General features: G+C 68.9%; 21 protein-coding genes. 5 read left to right on the top strand and 16 right to left on the bottom strand.

Features of this window, described 5'->3' with window-relative positions:
* Window positions 1-8 precede the first annotated feature (8 nt).
* The 9 genes from H7I41_RS30390 to H7I41_RS04425 all read right to left on the bottom strand — a co-directional run bounded on the left by H7I41_RS30390 (window position 9) and on the right by H7I41_RS04425 (window position 7,922).
* Window positions 9-128 (bottom strand): DUF6893 family small protein, encoded by a 120-nt coding sequence (locus H7I41_RS30390; RefSeq protein WP_372503674.1) that lies wholly within the window; start codon window positions 126-128, stop codon window positions 9-11.
* On the bottom strand, window positions 116-1,462 hold the full coding sequence (locus H7I41_RS04460) for a hypothetical protein (RefSeq protein WP_264011359.1): 1,347 nt from the start codon (window positions 1,460-1,462) through the stop codon (window positions 116-118). The genes H7I41_RS30390 and H7I41_RS04460 overlap by 13 nt, the downstream gene beginning before the upstream one ends.
* A complete protein-coding gene (locus tag H7I41_RS04455; RefSeq protein WP_264011358.1) occupies window positions 1,459-2,106 on the bottom strand; it encodes a DUF6084 family protein in 648 nt (215 codons plus the stop codon). The genes H7I41_RS04460 and H7I41_RS04455 overlap by 4 nt, the downstream gene beginning before the upstream one ends.
* Entirely contained in the window at window positions 2,103-2,750 is a 648-nt protein-coding gene (locus H7I41_RS04450) for a DUF5947 family protein (RefSeq protein WP_264011357.1), read from the bottom strand. Before H7I41_RS04450 ends, H7I41_RS04455 begins: the two co-directional genes overlap by 4 nt.
* On the bottom strand, window positions 2,750-3,688 hold the full coding sequence (locus H7I41_RS04445) for a NifU family protein (RefSeq protein ID WP_264011356.1): 939 nt from the start codon (window positions 3,686-3,688) through the stop codon (window positions 2,750-2,752). The genes H7I41_RS04450 and H7I41_RS04445 overlap by 1 nt, the downstream gene beginning before the upstream one ends.
* Window positions 3,689-3,691: 3 nt before the next feature.
* The gene (locus H7I41_RS04440) at window positions 3,692-5,488 is read right to left on the bottom strand and encodes a nickel-dependent hydrogenase large subunit (RefSeq protein WP_264011355.1); all 1,797 of its coding nucleotides are present in this window, start codon (window positions 5,486-5,488) and stop codon (window positions 3,692-3,694) included.
* 86 nt (window positions 5,489-5,574) lie between these two features.
* Window positions 5,575-6,630: an NADH-quinone oxidoreductase subunit B family protein gene (locus H7I41_RS04435; protein ID WP_264011354.1), complete on the bottom strand. Its 1,056-nt coding sequence runs from the start codon at window positions 6,628-6,630 to the stop codon at window positions 5,575-5,577.
* A gap of 34 nt (window positions 6,631-6,664) precedes the next feature.
* Entirely contained in the window at window positions 6,665-7,591 is a 927-nt protein-coding gene (hypB, locus tag H7I41_RS04430; RefSeq protein WP_264011353.1) for a hydrogenase nickel incorporation protein HypB, read from the bottom strand.
* Between the two features lies 1 nt (window position 7,592).
* Entirely contained in the window at window positions 7,593-7,922 is a 330-nt protein-coding gene (locus H7I41_RS04425) for a hydrogenase maturation nickel metallochaperone HypA/HybF (protein WP_264011352.1), read from the bottom strand.
* A gap of 274 nt (window positions 7,923-8,196) precedes the next feature.
* Between H7I41_RS04425 and recA the strand changes: the two genes are divergently transcribed.
* The 3 genes from recA to H7I41_RS04410 all read left to right on the top strand — a co-directional run bounded on the left by recA (window position 8,197) and on the right by H7I41_RS04410 (window position 10,365).
* Window positions 8,197-9,237, top strand: a complete 1,041-nt coding sequence (recA, locus tag H7I41_RS04420; RefSeq protein ID WP_264011351.1) for a recombinase RecA — start codon at window positions 8,197-8,199, stop codon at window positions 9,235-9,237.
* Complete coding sequence (gene recX, locus H7I41_RS04415) at window positions 9,227-9,748, top strand: recombination regulator RecX (protein ID WP_264011350.1); 522 nt, start codon at window positions 9,227-9,229, stop codon at window positions 9,746-9,748. Before recA ends, recX begins: the two co-directional genes overlap by 11 nt.
* A 197-nt stretch (window positions 9,749-9,945) precedes the next feature.
* Window positions 9,946-10,365, top strand: a complete 420-nt coding sequence (locus H7I41_RS04410; RefSeq protein WP_264011349.1) for a hypothetical protein — start codon at window positions 9,946-9,948, stop codon at window positions 10,363-10,365.
* Here H7I41_RS04410 and H7I41_RS30265 read toward each other — a convergent pair.
* The 6 genes from H7I41_RS30265 to H7I41_RS04380 form a co-directional block, all read right to left on the bottom strand.
* Window positions 10,362-11,336, bottom strand: coding sequence for a ketopantoate reductase family protein (locus H7I41_RS30265; RefSeq protein WP_264011348.1), 975 nt, complete (start codon window positions 11,334-11,336; stop codon window positions 10,362-10,364). The two genes, H7I41_RS04410 and H7I41_RS30265, sit on opposite strands and share 4 nt — an antisense overlap.
* A 9-nt stretch (window positions 11,337-11,345) precedes the next feature.
* Window positions 11,346-12,449, bottom strand: coding sequence for an LLM class flavin-dependent oxidoreductase (locus H7I41_RS04400; RefSeq protein ID WP_264011347.1), 1,104 nt, complete (start codon window positions 12,447-12,449; stop codon window positions 11,346-11,348).
* A gap of 86 nt (window positions 12,450-12,535) precedes the next feature.
* Window positions 12,536-13,417 carry an amino acid ABC transporter permease gene (locus H7I41_RS04395; RefSeq protein WP_264011346.1) on the bottom strand — a complete coding sequence of 294 codons (882 nt, stop codon included), beginning with the start codon at window positions 13,415-13,417 and terminating at the stop codon, window positions 12,536-12,538.
* On the bottom strand, window positions 13,417-14,097 hold the full coding sequence (locus H7I41_RS04390; RefSeq protein ID WP_264011345.1) for an amino acid ABC transporter permease: 681 nt from the start codon (window positions 14,095-14,097) through the stop codon (window positions 13,417-13,419). Before H7I41_RS04390 ends, H7I41_RS04395 begins: the two co-directional genes overlap by 1 nt.
* A gap of 21 nt (window positions 14,098-14,118) precedes the next feature.
* Window positions 14,119-14,952, bottom strand: a complete 834-nt coding sequence (locus H7I41_RS04385) for a glutamate ABC transporter substrate-binding protein (protein ID WP_264011344.1) — start codon at window positions 14,950-14,952, stop codon at window positions 14,119-14,121.
* A 27-nt stretch (window positions 14,953-14,979) separates the two neighbouring features.
* A complete protein-coding gene (locus tag H7I41_RS04380; protein ID WP_264011378.1) occupies window positions 14,980-15,708 on the bottom strand; it encodes an amino acid ABC transporter ATP-binding protein in 729 nt (242 codons plus the stop codon).
* A 158-nt stretch (window positions 15,709-15,866) separates the two neighbouring features.
* Here H7I41_RS04380 and miaB point away from each other — a divergent pair, with 158 nt between their 5' ends.
* Both miaB and H7I41_RS04370 read left to right on the top strand, forming a co-directional pair.
* On the top strand, window positions 15,867-17,387 hold the full coding sequence (miaB, locus tag H7I41_RS04375) for a tRNA (N6-isopentenyl adenosine(37)-C2)-methylthiotransferase MiaB (RefSeq protein WP_264011377.1): 1,521 nt from the start codon (window positions 15,867-15,869) through the stop codon (window positions 17,385-17,387).
* Window positions 17,384-17,980 (top strand): Rv2732c family membrane protein, encoded by a 597-nt coding sequence (locus H7I41_RS04370; RefSeq protein ID WP_264011343.1) that lies wholly within the window; start codon window positions 17,384-17,386, stop codon window positions 17,978-17,980. Before miaB ends, H7I41_RS04370 begins: the two co-directional genes overlap by 4 nt.
* Here H7I41_RS04370 and H7I41_RS04365 read toward each other — a convergent pair.
* A partial coding sequence (locus H7I41_RS04365) for a DUF349 domain-containing protein (RefSeq protein WP_264011342.1) occupies window positions 17,977-19,244 on the bottom strand: 1,268 nt, incomplete at its 5' end. The genes H7I41_RS04370 and H7I41_RS04365 overlap by 4 nt on opposite strands.

The following is a 19,244-nucleotide window of genomic DNA, read 5'->3' as shown; positions in this document are numbered from 1 at the left end:
CGCCCCTGTCACATCCGGCGGATCTTCAGATACCGCTTGACGTCGGGTATGGACCGCACGCCGAGCACCAGGCCGGCGACCACCACCAGACCCACGACGACCGTCGCCGTCACCCCTACTGTCTGCATGTCGAACTCCTCTCGGGAAGCGGCTGGACTTCGTCGGGTGCGAAGTACAGGTAGCGGCCGTACCACTCGTGCAGGTCCGCGGCGGGGTCGTCCTCGATCACCACACCGATGTGGGTCTCGCCGTCGACGGTCTCGTGCACCGAGGTGACCCGGGCGACCTTGTCGGTGTAGAACAGGTCCTGGGCGTCGGCGCGGCGCGACGGGTGCAGCCGGACCCGGCTGCCGCGGCTCACCGGCACGCCGTTAACCAGCACCGCGTCGATGCCCGGGTCGACGGCGTTGTCCGCGACCGGATCCCACCAGTCGACGCCGTCGGGGACCTCCGGGACCAGCGCCGGGGCGCCGACCGTGGCATGCGGATCCCGCAGCACGCCATGGAGGTTCATCATCGCCTCCGGCGACATGGTGTCGCAGCGGTCGATGATCGCCGCGGCGAGCGGATCGGTGGCGCGGGCCTGGGCCTTCTCCTCGTCGGTCATCGTCATGATCCGCAGCGTGAGGATCTCGTCGATCTCGCACGAGTCGTACAGGGCGCCGTCGCTCTGTTCGGCGATCTCGGGGTGGTCGTAGAGGATGATCGGCGACACCAGTACGAGGTCGCGTTCCCCCGCCGGACCGGCGAGCACCGGGAAGCACCGGTGCCTGACGCAGCGCGCGACGGCCTCGGCGGCGGCCGGCGGCGGCTCGAGCAGCGAGACGAACTCCCCACCGCTGACCTCGCCGATGAGGTGGGTGCCGATCAACGAGGTGGCGATCGCCGCGTCCTTGTCCACCGCGGGCGAAGCCGTGTTCCGCACCGTCACGCTCACCCGGATCAGGTCGCCGTCGGATTCGGCCGACAGCGACAGCTCGCCGCGTAGCTCCCGTCGGGTGCGCACCAGCCGGCCCCCGGTGAGGATCTCGACGTCGGTGCCGGACGGTACGACGATGGGGTGCGTCCGCCCGGGGCACAGGGTGTCGATGCCGAACGGGCCGAAGCGGGCCTCGCATTCCACCGCCTCGTCCCAGGTGATCCACGAACCCGCTTCGGTGACCAGTTCGTCGACGGCCTCGACGCGGCCGTCGCCGGCGTCGCGCATCGCGGCGCGGTGCTGCAACTGCAGGAAGCGCACGACGACGGTGAGGGCAGGCGATTCGGCCGGCTGAAGCAGGATCTGCGCGGAGATCGTGTCGTCCTCGCCGATCCCTGCGGCTTCGGCGCCGGATGGGCCGAGGACGCCGAACTGCCAGCGGGACTGGTTCTTCTGTGAGGTCGCACGGTAGGGGTAGAGCAGGTATCCCTCGTAGAGCACCGCGTCGGCGACGGCGCGGGCCCGGTTCCAGTCGGCGCTCACGGGACCGGCGTCCTGGACAGCAGGTTCCTGACGGCCTCGTCCAGCGAGAGCAGGCCGTGTGCGGAGCGGTGGCCGGCCAGCGCGTCGACGGTGTCGTGGTCCAGCCGCACCCATCCGGTGTTCGGGTAGTGCAGGCGGAGCAGGTCCCGCCACACCGACACGGGCATGTCGTGTCGGTCCTCGCGGTCCCACGGCACCTGCTGGACGGCGAAGCCGCGCGAACCCTGCACGAACACCGTTCCGCTGAACAGGAACAGCAGCGGTACGGCACCGCTGCGCAGTGCGTGCAGATACTTCGCGGCGACCACCTCGAAGTCATAGGTGCACTCCAGCGGCAGGTCGATCCGGGTGGATCCGGTGAACCCGGGGATCATCGCCGCGGTGTGCTGCCACAGGAAGGTGTGCTGAGTCCGGCCCCACCGCTCCCGGGGCCCGAACAGGTCGGTCAGGCCCGCGGCCTCGGCGTCGTCGTAACCACGGCGCAGCGGGTCGATCCTGACCTGGCAGCGCAGCGCGATGGCGTGCACGGGTTCGTCGCCGGCCGCCGACACAGCGATGCGCGCGGTCAGCACCGGCGTCACCGCGTAGGGTTCGGGCGCCACGTCGAGCACCGCGAACGTCACCTCGGTGGTCGGGGCGGTCACCGGACCACCACCTTGCTGCGGTCGGCGACGGCGCGGAAGAAGTCGTCCATGTAGTCACGCGCCTCGCGGCCGCCGTCGAAGCCGCGCCAGAGCATCCGCAGCCTGCCGACGAATTCGTAACAGGCGTCGATCGGCAACAGGTGGCAGACCGGCGGCCGGCTGTCGCCGTCTGCGTCGTCATCATGGAAGGGGACCCGCACCAGCAGCGCCTCGGTGTCGTCGGCCATGGTGTCCACCCGGGGGTCGGCGGCACGGATGTCGTTCCAGGCCAGCAGGTCCAGTTCGGACTCCGTGGCTCCGGCCGGTCCCGGATAGAACGCCACCGTGCGCCCGAGGTCGGAGTTGCGGAAGAAGAAGGCCAGGCCCACCGGGATCTGCAGGGCCTCCCACGACCGGCGGTCCAGCGCGAAGTCCGGGAATTCGAGGTAGCGGTCCGGAACCGCGCGGAAGCGCAGTTCGGCGTGGGTGTCGGTGAACAGCAGATAACACCCCCGGCAGACGCAGAGCAGCTGTCTGCCTGCGACATTCACCACATGCTGGTGGGCATCGGCGATCTGCTCGGCGCACATCTCGCAGCGTTCACCGGCTGCCTGTGGCGTCGTGCGGTTGGCCCGGATCCGCGCCAGCACATCGTAGGCCGTCATCAGGCGACACTCTCGGCCGTGGCGGCGGGCAGTGCCATCGACAGCACACCGCCGCGCACCAGCATCGGCACCGGTTCGAGGTGGGCGGCCGGCCGGTCGTCATCGACGGATCTCCCGCCGTGCGCGACGTCGAAGTGTGCGCGGCAGTGCGGGCATCGCAGCACCACGTCCGCCGAGCCCATCCGCCGGTGCAGCACCGCGCCCGCCAGGGAATCGCCGCATGCGCCGCACCCGTCCCGGTAGGCGAACAGGTCGTCACCGACCCGGCACGCCAGCACCGTGGCGCCCGCCACCCGGAAACCGCCGACCTCGCCGGCCGACAGCGCCTCGAGGTCCGGGACCGGATGCCAGTCGGCCGGTGGGTGTCGTTCGGCCCGAACGCGGTTCAGCAGTGACTCGGCGGGGATGACGGCCGAAACCGGTTCCTTCTCGGCGGCGACGACCTCGATGGAGGCGATCTCCGGCGCCGCGGCCCGTACCGCGTCCTCGACGGCGAGTTCCAGCGTGACCGCTGACGACGGGCAACTCTTGCAGCTTCCGGAGAACTGGAGGCGGACCACCTCACCGTCGACGCCGAGCAGATGCACGTCGCCGCCGTGGGAGCCCAGATAGGGCCGGACGGTGTCCAGCGCGTCGGCGATGCGGCGTTCGACGGGGTGCGGGTGGAGGCCGTGCACCAGCAGCAGGCTGGCCACCAGGTCGTCACCGACGAAGTCGTCGGCGAGGTCCGGCATCGCACGGACCGCCAGCGTCATCATCCGCTCCAGGCCGGCCCCGTAGAGATCGGTGACCTCGCGCACCAGTTGCTCGGCGCGCTCCCTGGCGGTCACCCCGCCGATCGCGGTGGCGTCCAACAGGACCTGGATCCGGTCACCGGCGGTGCGCCAGCGTGCGTCGGCCTCGGTGTCGCCCACGCCTGGCGATCCCGAAGGGCGCATCGCCTATTCCCCGGTGACCGACTGGGTGGGGGAGTGGAGCAGGTCGAGGCTCTTTCCTTCACCCAGGTACATGTGCACCCCGCACGGCAGGCAGGGATCGAAACTGCGCACGGTGCGCATGATGTCGATGCCCTTGAAGTGTTCGCGGTCGTTCTCCTCGAAGATCGGCTGCCCCTGCACCGCATCCTCGTACGGCCCCGGCGTGCCGTAGCTGTCGCGCGGATTGGCGTTCCACGGGGTCGGTGGGTACGGGTGGTAGTTCGCGATCTTGCCGTCCCGGATCACCATGTGGTGGCTCAGCACACCGCGCACCGCCTCGGTGAACCCGCACCCGATGCCCTCGTCGGGGACGTCGAACTTCTCCCAGGTCTTGGTCCGCCCGGCCCGGATCTCCGTGAGCGCCTTCTCGGCGAAGTGCAGGGCCGACGCCGCGGCGTAGGCCTGGAAATACGTTCTCGCGCGGTTGCGTTCGATCGTGTTGCTGCCGTGCTGCGGGATCTTCCACTCGAACTCGACCGGGCCCTTGAGCGCGGTCTTGGGCAGGTTGATCTGCACGCTGTGACCGGTTGACTTCACGTAGCCGATGTCCACCAGGTTGGCCAGCGCGGTCGACCACAACCGGGCCAGCGGGCCGCCGCCGGTGTCGAGCGCCAGATGGTCCTTGCCGTCGTACCAGCGCGGTGACATCACCCAGCTGTAGTTCTCGTCGAAGTCGCGCTTCTGCGGCTTGGGATTGGTGTGCTGGTTCCACGGGTGCCTGCGGTCGACGGGGTTGCCGAGGGGATCGTTCCTGACGAACATCTCCTGGTCTTCCCAGTCGTCGTAATACGAACTGCCCAGCAGGATCCGGATGCCGAGGTTGATGTCCACCAGGGAGGTGGTGAGCAGCTTGCCGTCCACCACCACCCCCGGGGTGACGAACATCTTGCGGCCCCAGTTCTCCATGTCCTTGTACGCGAAGTTGCAGTGCTCGGGATCCTGGAACGAGCCCCAGCAGCCCAGCAGCGTCCGCCGCAGACCCACCTGCTCGTAGCCGGGGAGCGCTTCGTAGAAGAAGTCGAACAGGTCGTCGTGCATCGGCACGACCTTCTTCATGAACTCCACGTAGCGCATCAACCGGGTCATGTAGTCGGTCATCAACTGGATGGTGGCGACCGTGCCGACGCCGCCCGGGTAGAGCGTGGAGGGGTGCACGTGGCGGCCCTCCATGAGGCAGAACATCTCCCGCGTCCACCGGCTGACCTGGAGGGCCTCGCGGTAGAACTCGCCGGTGAACGGATTGAGCGCCCGCATGATGTCGGCGATGGTGCGGTGCCCGTGCATGTCGGCGTGCTGAGCCTGGGTGTTCTCGGCCTTGGCCAGCACGCTCGGATTGGTCTCGGCGACCATCTTCTCGCAGTAGTCCACCCCGACCAGGTTCTCCTGGAAGATGTTGTGGTCGAACATGTATTCCGCGGCCTCGCCGAGGTTGACGATCCACTCCGCGACGTGCGGCGGCTGAACGCCGTAGGCCATGTTCTGCGCGTAACACGAGCAGGTGGCATGGTTGTCACCGCAGATCCCGCAGATGCGGCTGGTGATGAAGTGCGCGTCCCGGGGGTCCTTGCCCTTCATGAAGATCGAGTAGCCGCGGAAGATCGACGATGTGCTGTGGCACTCGACGACTTCGCGGTTCTCGAAGTCGATCTTGGTGTAGATGCCCAGGCTGCCGACGATGCGGGTGATCGGGTCCCAGGCCATCTCGACCAGTTGGCCGGGATCGCGCTTCACGTGAGACGGTTCAGGAATGGTCGTTGTCATCGGACGCCACTTTCGTCAAGATAACTGTGCGCGAGCAGCGTTCAGCTCGCAATGGCCTCGCCTGGGGTGCGGTCGATACGGCGGCACTACCAGGTGCGAGTCGCTCCGGTCTCGAGTTTCAGGCCGGGATGGCGCCACTTCGGTTCTTTGTCGACGGTCTTGCCCGTGACGTGGCGCAGGCTGCGGATCACCGAGCCGTAGAGGCCCGACGCCGTCGTGGACACCTTGCCGCCGGGCGGCTCGTCCATGAACGGCATGAACTTGTCCGGGAAACCGGGCATGGTGCAGCCGATGCAGATGCCACCGACGTTCGGGCATCCGCCGATACCGTTGATCCACCCGCGTTTGGGCACGTTGCACTTGACCACCGGACCCCAGCAGCCAAGCTTGACAATGCATTTCGGCGAGCCATACTCGTCGGCGAAGTCGCCCTGCTCGTAGTAGCCGGCCCGGTCACACCCCTCGTGGACAGTCTGACCGAACAGCCACTGCGGCCGCAGCGCGTCGTCGAGCGGGATCATCGGCGCCTGCTCGGTCGCCATGTACAGCAGGTAGGTCAGCGTCTCGGAGAGATTGTCCGGGTGTATCGGACATCCGGGCACGCAGACGATCGGGATTCCCGCCTTGCTCTTCCAGTCCCAACCGAGGTAGTCCGGCACACCCATCGCCCCGGTCGGATTGCCCGCCATCGCGTGGATACCGCCGTAGGTCGCGCAGGTCCCCACCGCGACGACCGCGGTCGCCTTCGGCGTGAGCCTGTCCAGCCATTCGCTCGTGGTCATCGGCTGGCCCGTCGCCGGGTCGTTGCCGAAGCCGCACCAGTAACCTTCGGTCTTGAGCTGCTCGTTGGGAATCGATCCCTCGACCACCAGCACGAACGGTTCCAATTCGCCACGGTCGGCCTTGAAGAACCATTCGAGGAAGTCGTCGGCGCCGCCGTTGGGCCCGCATTCGAAATCGATGAGCGGCCAGTGCACGGCGACCTTCGGCAGCCCGGGGAGGGCGCCGAGGGCGATCTCCTCGATACTGGGTTGCGTGGCGGCAGTCAGCGCCACGGAGTCACCGTCACAACTCAATCCGGCGTTGATCCACAGAACGTGGATCAAGGCCTCTTCTGCTTTGACTGCTGCCTCACTGGGCATCGCCACAGCTCTCCGGGACCCGGGCTGGGGATCCCTACACCGCCGGAGTCGACCTTCGGCCCACTTGCGCGGCGCTAATCTCTCGGTCTACTCCGGCCGACATTGTCTTGTCAACGAGTTCGCGTGACATATCCGACTTGGGCTGGTTTGCCAGATCTGCGATCCAGGCATACCAGTCCGCGGTACCATCACCCGTCGTCGCCGACAGCGCCAGGATGTCCAGGTCCGGGTTGATCGAGCGGGCGTGGCCCGCGCAGACGTCGACATCGAAGTCGACATAGGGCAACAGGTCGATCTTGTTCACGATCACCACGCCCGCGGCGGCGAACATGTGCGGGTATTTCAAGGGCTTGTCGGCCCCTTCCGTCACCGAGATCACCAGGACTTTGCTGTGCTCGCCCAGGTCGAACATGGCCGGGCACACCAGGTTGCCGACGTTCTCGATGAACAGCAGCGTGCCGCGGTCGGGGTGCAGCGCCTCGAGCGCTCGGCGGACCATCTCGGCGTCGAGGTGGCAGCCGGCGCCGGTGTTGACCTGGACGGCGCGGGCGCCGGCCCGCCGGATGCGCTCGGCGTCCAGGAGGGTCTCCTGATCGCCCTCGATCACGGCGATCGGCCGGTCCCGGCCGAGGTCCCGGATGGTGCGTTCGAGCAGGGTGGTCTTGCCCGCGCCGGGTGAACTGGTGAGGTTGAACGCCAGGATGTCGTGCTCGGCGAGCCACCGCCGGTTCTCGGCGGCCACCAGATCGTTCTTGGCGAGCACCTTCTGTTCGAGGGACACGGTCTCGGTGTGGACGTGGGTGTGGTCGGCCTGGTCGTGGGTCTGGTCATGGGTGTGGTCATGGTCAGCGTGGGTGTGGTCGTGGGTGTGGCCTTCGTGGGTGTGGTGGTGATGCGCCGGGGCCTGGCCGGCCGGCGTGATCACCGCCCCGTCGTCACCGCAGCCGCAGGTCGCGCACATGTCAGCTCACTTCCATCGAGAGTATTCGCAGATCCCGGCCGGCGAGGACCTCGACATCGGCACTGCCGCACGGGCACAACAGGATCAGGTCACCCAGTTCGAAGTCCGATCCGCATGTCCGGCAGCGTGCGACGCCCGGGCGCAGGTCGACGTCGAGCCGGGCGCCGTCGGCCACCGTGCCCTGGGTCGCGAGTTCGAAGCAGAACTCCATGGCGTGCGGCACGACGGCGCACAGGGCGCCGACCTCGAGCCTGACGCTGTGCACGCGGCGGCCTGCGGCGTGCTCGCACACCGCGTCGACAACACTCTGGGTGATCGCCATCTCGTGCATCTGGTGCCCCGTTCCGGGCCGGTCCGCCCCACGATAGGCCCGGTCACCCGATTTGGTGAGCAGACGCACAATCGCATCGACGCGCCCCTCGGAGTGCGATTTCATGTCTGCTCGCCGGTGACCGGCGTGTCAGCTTGAGTCGAACAGGTGTTCGTCTACTCTGGACGGTGTTCGACGGCTAGATGCTGGTCAGGCCGACTTGTCGGTGGCTACCTCTAGCGTCACGGCCAACTGATCGACACCGATCACCGAACATCACAGGACGGAGAAGACCATGGCGCAAGCCCCGGATCGCGAAAAGGCCCTCGAGCTGGCCCTCGCCCAGATCGAGAAGAGTCACGGCAAGGGGTCGGTGATGCGACTCGGCGACGAGGTGCGCCAGCCGATCTCGGTCATCCCGACCGGCTCGATCGCCCTGGACGTGGCGCTCGGCATCGGCGGCCTGCCGCGGGGCCGCGTCGTCGAGATCTACGGCCCGGAGTCCTCGGGTAAGACCACCGTCGCGCTGCACGCGGTGGCCAACGCGCAGGCCGCAGGCGGCATCGCGGCGTTCATCGACGCCGAGCACGCGCTGGATCCCGACTACGCCAAGAAGCTCGGCGTCGACACCGACTCGCTGCTGGTGTCCCAGCCCGACACCGGTGAGCAGGCGCTCGAGATCGCCGACATGCTGATCCGCTCCGGCGCGCTGGACATCCTGGTCATCGACTCGGTGGCCGCCCTGGTGCCGCGCGCCGAGATCGAGGGCGAGATGGGCGACAGCCACGTCGGCCTGCAGGCCCGCCTGATGAGCCAGGCGCTGCGGAAGATCACCGGCGCGCTGAGCAACTCGGGAACCACCGCGATCTTCATCAACCAGCTGCGCGAGAAGATCGGCGTGATGTTCGGCTCGCCCGAGACCACCACGGGCGGAAAGGCGTTGAAGTTCTACGCCTCCGTGCGGTTGGACGTCCGGCGCATCGAGACCCTCAAGGACGGCACGGACGCGGTGGGTAACCGCACCCGGGTCAAGGTCGTCAAGAACAAGGTGTCGCCGCCGTTCAAGCAGGCCGAGTTCGACATCCTCTACGGCAAGGGCATCAGCCGCGAGGGCTCGCTCATCGACATGGGTGTCGAGCACGGCTTCATCCGCAAGTCCGGCTCCTGGTTCACCTACGAGGGTGAGCAGCTTGGCCAGGGCAAGGAGAACGCCCGCAACTTCCTGATGGAGAACCCCGATGTCGCCAACGAGGTCGAGAAGAAGATCAAGGAGAAGCTCGGCATCGGGGCCGTCGTGAACGCCGAAGACGTCCTGCCGGCTCCCGTTGACTTCTGATTCCACCGACGTCGCGCCGGCCAAGCGCGAAGAGCAGGCGCGGGCGGTGTGCCTGCGCCTGCTCACCGCGCGGGCGAGGACCCGGGCCGAGCTCGAGACCAAGCTTGCCGGCAAGGGTTATCCCGACGAGGTGACCACGCGGGTGCTCGACCGGCTGGCCCAGGTCGGCCTGATCGACGACCGTGACTTCGCCGAGCAGTGGGTGCGCTCCCGGCACACGCACGCCGGAAAGGGCAAGCGCGCGTTGGCCGCCGAGCTGCGCACCAAGGGTGTTGACCGCGAGGTCATCGACGAGGTGCTGGCCGACGTCGATGCCGGCGCCGAACGCCAGCGGGCCGAGCAGCTGGTCCGTGACCGGCTGCGGCGCGAGCGGCTCGACGACGACGACGCGGAAGCCAAGGCGGTGCGGCGGCTGGTCGGAATGCTGGCCCGCCGCGGTTACAGCCAGTCGATGGCACTCGACGTGGTCAAGGTCGCGGTGGCCGGCGAACGGGAACGGCGGCGGGTCTGACCGGCTCTCCTGCCGAGGCCGATCCGGGTGCGTTCACCGACGGCGACAACTGGGCGGGCGGGTTCTACGAACTGTCCATCGACATCGGGCATCGTGATGACGCGCGACTCGGCCGCGCGCTCGACGCGCTCTGGCGTGCTGCGGGCATCGACGGCTGCTACGCCGACAGGACCCGCGAGCCCGCCGACCAGGAGGCGGTGCCGCTGACGGTCGAGTCGTTGTCGAGGTTCGGTCACCTCCACGGGCGGCTCACCCTGCCCGGCGGTGCGGTGTCGGTGTGTGGCGGGCTGGCGATCCGGATGAGTGACGGGACCGACTGGCTCAACCTGTATCTCCCGATGGGTGCGCTGACGCGGACTGATCCTCGCATCGGTGGCTTCCCGTTCGGCGACGATGGCGGCCCGTCGTCGCTGTCGTGGCGCGCCCCGCTGGACGGATGGCTCGCGGACGTCGGCGCGCAGGTCTATCGCGAGGTCGACTTCCGGCGGGCGATCATCGGCTTCGAGACCGACGATGCGGAGATCGCCGCCGCGGACGGCGCTGTGCCGGAACGGCGTTCGTTCGGCTACTTGTCACCGTGCGACGGCGAACTGCGGTACCACCTGGCGAACGTCTAGTGCGCGACCGCCGCAGGCAGTGTGGCCAGCGCCTGTTCCGCCTCGAGTGAGCGCGGCTCGCCGCCGCGGCGGGCATGCTCGGCGGTGACCCGCTGGATCAGCTCGTTCACGGGCGCATCGAGCCCGTGCAGGCGGGCCTGCAGGACGATTTCGCCGTTGAGCCAATCGGTCTCGACGTCGGCGCGTCCGCGGGCGATGCTCTGCCACGTCGAGCCGAGGAGGTCGTCGCGCACCCGCCCCCGCAGGATGTCCCCGCGACGGGCCCGGTCACGCTCCGCGGTCACGACGGCGATCCCGGCGTCGGCGAGCACCCTTTCGGCCTCACGACGCGCCCGGTCGGCGAGTTCGTCGGCGTCGGGTCCCGGTCGGAACGCCGCCGTCACGCCGTTGCCGAGATTGACGATGAGCTTGCGGTGCTTCCACGCCATGATGTCGTCGCGGACCTCCGAGACGAACTGCGCCGCGGTGAGTGCCTCCGCCAGCGTGCGCGCCGCGTCGTCGCGCCCCAGGGGATACCGACCGACGTCGAGGATCCCGGCCACCGGATGACTCTGCTGGACGACGACGCCGGGTTCCAGATGCGCGGACGGCAGCATCACGTTGACCCCGTAGACGTGGGCGAAGCGGCGCAGGGCTGCCACCTCGTTGGCCACTCCGTTCTGGGCGGTGAAGATGGGCGTGCCGGACGGCGCGTGCGCCGCGAGATCGTCGAGGGCCGCGGCCGTTTGGTGCCCCTTCACGGCCAGCACCACCGATGGCGAGCCGGTCCAGTCGACGTCCCCGGCATCCGCTGCGGCGGGCACGTCGACGGACTGGCTGCCCGCCGCGGTGACGAGCGTCAGGCCGCGCGAGCGGATGGCGCGCAGGTGTTCACCGCGGGCCACCGCCGACACGTCGGCACCGGCCAGGCGCAGTCGTGCGGCGATCACGCCACCGACGGCGCCGGCCCCGTAGACCACGATGTGCGCCACGGCGCCTCCTCACTGACGGACCGGCAACTTGAGCAGTGGCAGAACCTGCTCGCCGATCCTCTCGACCTCGGACACGTACGGAGTGTCGGACAGCACGAAGTGGGTGACGCCGAGGTCGGCGTACTTCTGCAGCGCCGCACCCACCTCGGCGGCCGACCCGACGAGCCACGTCGTTCCCGCACCGCCCCCACCATGTCTACCGGGTGCGGTGTACAGGCACGAGTCGAGGACGTCGCCGCGTTCGGTCAGCTCCAGCAGCCGGCGCTGTCCCACCGCGCCTCCGGGGTCGCGGCGGTGCAGTTCTCCCGGCGCGGCGGCGAACGCGGCGAGTTTGGCCTCGGCGTCCCGCCACGCCTGTTCCGACGTCTCTCGCACCAGGGTGGTGACCCGCAGGCCGAATTCCAGGGGTGGGTGTTCGCGGCCCACCCTGTCGGACAGGGCCCGCAGCCGGTCGATCCGTTCGGCGATCCCGTCGAGCGGTTCACCCCAGAACAGCTGCACGTCGGCCTCGGCGGCCGCGACCTCCTCCGCCGCGGGTGAGGCCCCGCCGAAGTACAGCCTCGGCGTCGGCAGCCCGGCGGCGAACGGTCGCGGCTGTGCGGTCGAGTTCTCCAACCGGTAGTACTCGCCGTGGAAGGTGACGTCCTCCTCGCGCCACAACCGGCGCACGATGCGCAGGAACTCCAGTGTGCGGTCGTAGCGGCGTGACTTGTCGAATTCGCCGTCGCCGTAGGCGGCCAGGTCGTCGGTGCCGCTGACGATGTTGACGAAGAGCCGGCCGCCGTTGAGCGCGGCCAGAGTGGCGGCGGCGGCGGCGAAGTGCGCGGGTTGCCAGTACCCCGGCCGGATCGCCACCAGCGGCGTGAAATTCGTGGTGCGCGCCGAGATCGCGGTCGCCACGGTGAAGGTGTCCGGCCTGCCCCAGCCGGTGCCGATCAGGGCGCCCGCCCAACCGTGCCGCTCGGCGCGCTGGGCCAGGTCGACCGAGTAGTCCAGGCTGCCCCAGCCCGCGGCGGTGTCGTCGCCGCGGTGCCCGGGGGTCACGGTGTTCGGGATGTACCAGAGGAATTCGTGGCCTGCCGGCCGGCGTGGCTGCGTGGTCGTTGTCGTCATCGAGAGGCAACGTATCGACCGCGCAGGCAAAGATCGCCACACTCCCGCTACGGGAATCGTTCAGTACAGCTTCACGATCGCCCGAGCTACACCGCCTTGGCGCCGGGCGCGCCCTCCTGTTCGACCGCGTCGGCGTGCAGCGGTGCGGGTCCGCGATGAGACCGGCGCATGCGGCGTTCCAGCCGCGTCGCGAACGCCGACAGCGCGAAGTTGATGGCGATCAGGATCACCGCGACGACCATCAGCGCGGGGATGTAGTTGCTGTACGCCGACCCGATGTTGGTGCCCTGGCGGACGACCTCGAGGAACAGGATCTGGTAGCCGATCGCGGTGTCCTTGAGCACCACCACCATCTGCGACACCAGCACCGGCAGCATCGATGTCACCGCCTGCGGCAGCAGGATCGCGCGCATCGTCTGGCCCCACCGCAGGCCGAGCGCCGACGCCGCCTCCGCCTGCCCGCTGGGCAGCGCGTTGACCCCGGCGCGGACGATCTCGGCGATCACCGCACCGTTGTAGAGGGTGAGCCCGGTGACGACTCCGGCCAGTGCCTGGTATTTCGACGGCACCACGTCGTAGATGCCGTACGCGGCGAAGCTGAAGATCATCATGATCAGCACCGGGATGGCACGGAAGATCTCGACGAACACCGCACACGGCCAGCTGATCAGTGGGTGCAGCGACAGCCGGCCCACACCGAGCACGAACCCCAGAATCAGGGCGAGCACGATCGACAGTGCCGCGGCGGTCAACGTGCCCTGAATCCCTGGCAGCAGGTAGGTCTTCCACAGGTTCGGCGTGAGGAACGGTTCCCACTTCGCGGCCGTGAACTGCCCCTGCCTCCAGAACTGCCACAGCACGACGGCGATCACGGCGACCGCGATCAGCGCGGCGATCAGCGTCGCGATCGCGTTGCGGATCCGGGCGCGGGGACCGGGGGCGTCGAACAACACCGAGGCGGTGCTCATCAGCGTCGCACCGCCAATCGCTTACCGAGCCAACCGAACACCAGGCCCATCGGCAACGTCAGGATGACGAATCCGACGGCGAAGATGAATCCCACCAGGAGCAGCGCCGCGGTGTTCTCCGTCATCACCTTCATCAGCGTCGCCGCCTCGGCCACCCCGATCGCCGAGGCGATCGTGGTGTTCTTGGTCAGCGCGATGAGCACCGAGCCGAGCGGCAGGATCACCGACCGGAACGCCTGCGGCAACAGGATGAACCGGAGGTTCTGGCCGAACGAGAAGCCCAGCGACCGCGCGGCCTCGGCCTGCCCGAGCGGCACCGTGTTCACCCCTGAGCGCACGGTCTCGCACACGAACGACGCCGTGTAGACGGTCAATCCGACCACCGCGAGCCGGAATCCGCTGTCGGCGATGGACGTCAGCGATTCGGCGTCGACCAGGGTGATGCCCAGCGTGTTACCCAGACCGAACGAGCAGAACAGGATGATCAGCGTCAGCGGCGTGTTTCGCACCACGTTGACGTAGGAGGTGCCCAGCCAGTTGAGCACCGGCACGGGTGCCAGCCGCATCGCGGCCAGCACCGTGCCGAGGATCAGCGCGCCGATCGCCGAGTACAGCGTCAGCTTGATGGTGATCCAGAACGCCGCGAAGATCTGGTCCTGGTACTGGGTGAAGACGTCCACGGCCCGGGCCAGACCTCCGGCTCAGTACCGGTCGATCTTCGGCGGTGCGGGCGCCGTGATCCCCGCCGGACCGAGATTCTTGTCGAACGCCTCTTTCCAGGCGCCGCTCGACTCCATCTTCTCGAGCGCGTCGTTGATCTTGGTGCGCAGCTCGGCGTCGTCCTTCTTGAGCCCGACGCCGTAGCGCTCCTCGGAGAAGGTGTCGCCGACGATCTTGAACTGGCCTGGCTGCTGCGCGGCGTAGCCGGCGAGGATCACCTCGTCGGTGGTCACCGCGTCGATGGCGCCGTTCTTCAGCGCCTCGATGCAGGCCGAGTACGTGTCGTACTGCTGCAGCTGCACGCCGGCGTATTCGTCCTTGATCTTCTGCGCCGGAGTGGATCCCGTGACCGAGCACAGCTTCTTGTTGTTCTGCAGTGACGCCGCCCCGGTGATGTCGGTGTTGTTCTCCCGCACCAGCAGGCTCTGCCCGGTGAGCAGGTACGGCCCGGCGAAGTCGACCTTCTCCTTGCGCGCATCGGTGATCGAGTAGGTGGCGGCGATGTACTTCACCTGGTCGTTCTGAATGAGCGTCTCGCGCTGGCCCGACGGCGCCTCCTTCCACTCGATCTTGTCCGGGGCGTAGCCGAGTTCACCGGCGACGTAGGTGGCGACATCGACGTCGAAGCCGGTCAGCTTGCCGTCGGGGTTGCGCAGCCCGAGGCCGGGCTGATCGAACTTCGTGCCGATCACGATCTTGTCGCTGTCACCGCTGCCACCGCCGCCGCCACATGCGGTCGCGGCGAAGGGCAGGGCGAGGGCGAGGGCGACGACACCGGCGGCGCGCCACCGGGAGGGCACGGAGAGGGACGGCATGGGTCTTGGGTTTCCTTTCGCCGGGAATCAGTGGTGGAGAATCTTGCCGAGGAAGTCCTTGGCGCGGTCGGTCTGCGGATTGTCGAAGAACTCCGCGGGTTCGGCGTCCTCGACGATGGCGCCGTCGGACATGAAGACCACGCGGTCCGACGCGCGCCGGGCGAAGCCCATCTCGTGGGTCACCACGAGCATCGTCATACCGTCGGATGCCAGCGATGCCATGACGGCCAGCACCTCGTTGATCATCTCGGGGTCCAGCGCGCTGGTGGGCTCGTCGAAGAGCATCACTTTGGGCGTCATCGCCAGTGACCGCGCGATCGCGACCCGCTGCTGCTGCCCACCCGACAGCTGGGCGGGGTACTTGTCGGCCTGGTTGGCCACGCCGACCCGTTCGAGCAGCGCCATCGCCTCGGTGCGGGCCTTGTCCTTGGCCAGCCGTCGCACCTTCATCGGCGCCAGCGTGACGTTCTCCAGAATCGTCTTGTGCGCGAACAGGTTGAACGACTGGAACACCATGCCGACGTCGGACCGCAACTGCGCCAGGCGGCGTCCCTCGTCGGGTAGCTGCTGGCCGTCGACCGCGATGTTGCCCGAGTCGATGGTCTCCAGCCGGTTGATGGTGCGGCACAGCGTCGACTTCCCCGATCCCGACGGACCGATCACCACGACGACCTGGCCCCGTTCGACGCGCAGGTTGATGTCCTTGAGGACGTGGAGGCTGCCGAAGTGCTTGTTGACCTGCTCCATTGCGATCATCGGCACGGTCTGCGGCGGTGGATCGGCGACCTGCGCTTCCCGGCCGGAGCTGTCCATGGCTGGAGACCTTACCCAGGTAACGCTCAGCATGCCGGGAACTGATCAATCCGCACGATCGGGCGCCGGTGCGCTGCCCGTACCATGGGCGCGTGACTTCGATGGTGACGCGGGAGGCGGCGGCGGACAGCGCCGCCGGCCCTGCTGTACGCACCTACCAGGTCCGCACCTACGGCTGCCAGATGAACGTGCACGACTCCGAACGGCTGGCCGGTCTTCTCGAGGCGGCCGGATACCGGCGCGCGGCCGAGGGGGCCGACGCCGATGTGGTGGTCTTCAACACCTGCGCGGTGCGCGAGAACGCCGACAACAAGCTCTACGGCAACATCAGTCACCTGGCGCCACGCAAGCAGGCCGATCCCGACATGCAGATCGCCGTCGGCGGCTGTCTGGCGCAGAAGGACCGCGACGCGGTGCTGCGCAAGGCCCCGTGGGTCGACGTGGTCTTCGGCACCCACAACATCGGTTCGCTGGCTGCGTTGCTCGAGCGCGCGCGTCACAACAGGGTCGCCCAGGTCGAGATCGAGGAGTCGCTGCGGGAGTTCCCGTCGACGCTTCCGGCGGCGCGCGAATCCGCCTATGCGGCATGGGTTTCGGTGTCGGTAGGCTGCAACAACACCTGCACGTTCTGCATCGTGCCCGCGCTGCGCGGCAAAGAGGTGGATCGCAGCCCGGGCGACATCCTGGCCGAGGTGCGCTCGCTGGTGGACCAGGGCGTGCTCGAGGTCACCCTGCTCGGTCAGAACGTCAACGCCTACGGAGTCTCGTTCGCCGACCCGAGGCTGCCGCGCGACCGCGGGGCGTTCGCGAAGCTGCTGCGCGAGTGCGGACACATCGACGGGCTGGAGCGGGTGCGGTTCACCTCTCCGCATCCGGCCGAGTTCACCGACGACGTGATCGAGGCGATGGCCGAGACGCCCAATGTGTGCCCGACGCTGCACATGCCGCTGCAATCCGGGTCCGACCGGGTGCTGCGCGCGATGCGACGGTCCTACCGCGCCGACCGCTTCCTCGGGATCATCGACCGCGTGCGCGATGCGATTCCGCACGCGGCGATCACCACCGACCTGATCGTCGGATTCCCGGGCGAGACCGAAGAGGACTTCGCGGCGACCCTCGACGTGGTGGCCCGGGCGCGATTCGCAAGCGCCTTCACGTTCCAGTACTCGAAGCGGCCGGGCACACCCGCCGCGGAGATGCCCGGCCAGCTGCCGAAAGACGTGGTTTCGGAACGCTATCAGCGGCTGATCGCGTTGCAGGAGCGAATCTCGATGGAAGAGAACGCCGCACAGGTGGGCACCACCGTCGAACTCCTGGTCGCCACGGGTGAGGGACGCAAGGACGCGAGCACCGCGCGCATGTCGGGGCGCTCGCGCGACGGCCGGCTGGTGCACTTCGCCCCGGGCGGGGCCGACATCCGGCCCGGCGACATCGTCACCACGACCGTAACCGGCGCCGCGCCCCATCACCTGATCGCCGACGCCGGCCTGCTCGCGCACCGCCGGACCCGTGCCGGCGACGCCCACGCCGAGGGACGGCGACCCCGCACGGGTGTGGGCCTTGGCATTCCGGGCATCGGCGCCCCGCCGAAGGCGGCGACATCGGACGGGTGCGGCCGATGAGCGCCGCGAGTGGTCCCGGCAACGGCTTCGACCAGTTCAAGGGCGACATCGAGGACGTCGAACGACGGATGGCGCGTGAGTTCGAGCCCGGCTCCAGGGCGCTCGTGGTGGCGGTACTGGTGTTCGTGGTGCTGCTGTCGCTCATCCTTCCGCACACCGGTGGCGCCAAGGGTTTCGACGTGCTGGTGGGCGCGGATACCGCGGTCAGCGAAGGGGTGTCGCTGCCGTCGCGGGTGTTCACGTGGCTGGCGCTGGTCTTCTCGGTCGGCTTCTCGATGCTCGCGCTGCTGACCCGGCGGTGGGCAGTCGCGTGGGTCGCCCTCGCGGGATCGGCGGTCGCCTGCCCGATCGGGATGCTCGCGGTGTGGTCCAGGCAGACCGCGGCCGAGCAGTATCCCGGGCCCGGAATCGGCCTCGTCATCGGCTGGATCGCCGTCATCGTCCTGACGTTCCACTGGGCCAGGGTGGTGTGGTCGCGCACGGCGGTGCAGTTGGCCGCCGAGGAGGAACGCCGCCGCCGGGCCGCCGAGGGTCAGCAGAAGGGACTGCTGGACGACTTCGGCGACGAACCGGACGGCCCTCCCGCGACCTAGCGCCGCTTGCCCAGCGCCTCGACCGCGGCCTCGGCCCACTGCCGCCACTGCTCGGCGTTCGCCCGCGCCTGCTCGGCGTCCTTGGTGCGCCCCGCCGCGGCGGCCTTCTCCGCCTGCCGCTCGTATTGTTCTGCTCGCGTGCGGAATTGATCTGCGCGGGCCTGCGCCTCGGGGTCCGACCAGCCGCTGGACGCGGCGTCGCGGACCTTCTTCTCGACCGCGCGCATCCGCCGTTCCAGGTCGGCGCTCCGCTCACGCGGCACCTTCCCGATCGCATCCCACTTGTCGCCGATGGTGCGCATCGCCGCACGCGCGGCATCCACGTCGGTCACGTCGATCCGCTCGGCCTCGGCCAGCAGCGCCTCCTTGGCCGCGGCGTTGGCCTTGAACTCGTTGTCGCGTTCGGACGTGGCGGCGTTGCGGGCGGAGAAGAACCGGTCCTGCGCGCCCTTGAAGCGCTGCCACAGTGCGTCGTCGACGTCCTTGGCAGCCCGCCCGGCGGCCTTCCACTCGGCGAGCAGATCGCGGAACGCCCCGCTGGTCGGTCCCCAGTCGGTGGACTCGGCGAGCGCCTCGGCGCGTTCGCACAGCGCCTCCTTGGTCTGGCGGGCGCCCGCGCGGCCGCGATCCAGCTCGGCGAAGTGCGAACCGCGCCGCCGGTTGAACGTCTCACGGGCCGCCGAGTACCGCTTCCACAGCGCGTCGTCGGTCTTGCGGTCGAGCCCGCTGATGGTGCGCCACTCGTCGAGGATCTCGCGCAGCCGGTCGCCCGCGGACTTCCACTGGGTGGCGTTGGCGCCCAGCTCCTCGGCCTCCGCGGCGAGCGCCTCCTTGCGGGCGAGCTGCGCCGCCCGGTGCTCCTCGCGACGGGCCTTCTCGGCCTGCGACGCCTCGTCGGCGTGCTCGGCGATCGCCGCGAGCCGGACGGCCAGCGCGTCCACGTCGCCCAGGACGTGCGCCGTCGGCAGGGTCTCGGCCAGGGCCGCGGCCGCCGACTTGATCTTGCGGGCGTCGCCGGTGCCGGACGCCAGCCGGGTCTCCAGCAGTGCCACTTCGGTGTGCAGGTCGTCGAATCGACGGCCGAAGTGCGCGTACGCGGCTTCGGTGTCGCCGGCCTGCCAGGAGCCGATGGTGCGCTCACCGGACGCGGTGATCAGCCACACGGTGCCGTCGGGATCCACCCGCCCGAAGCGGTGCGGATCGCTGGCCGGCGGCGCGGTGACCACCGGCGCGGGCCGTCCGGGCCGGGGCGCCGGCCGTGCCG

The sequence above is a fragment of the [Mycobacterium] manitobense genome, from assembly GCF_025821665.1.
In the GTDB taxonomy this organism is placed as follows: Bacteria; Actinomycetota; Actinomycetes; order Mycobacteriales; family Mycobacteriaceae; genus Mycobacterium; species Mycobacterium arseniciresistens.
This window is presented reverse-complemented; position numbering and strand designations above follow the sequence as displayed.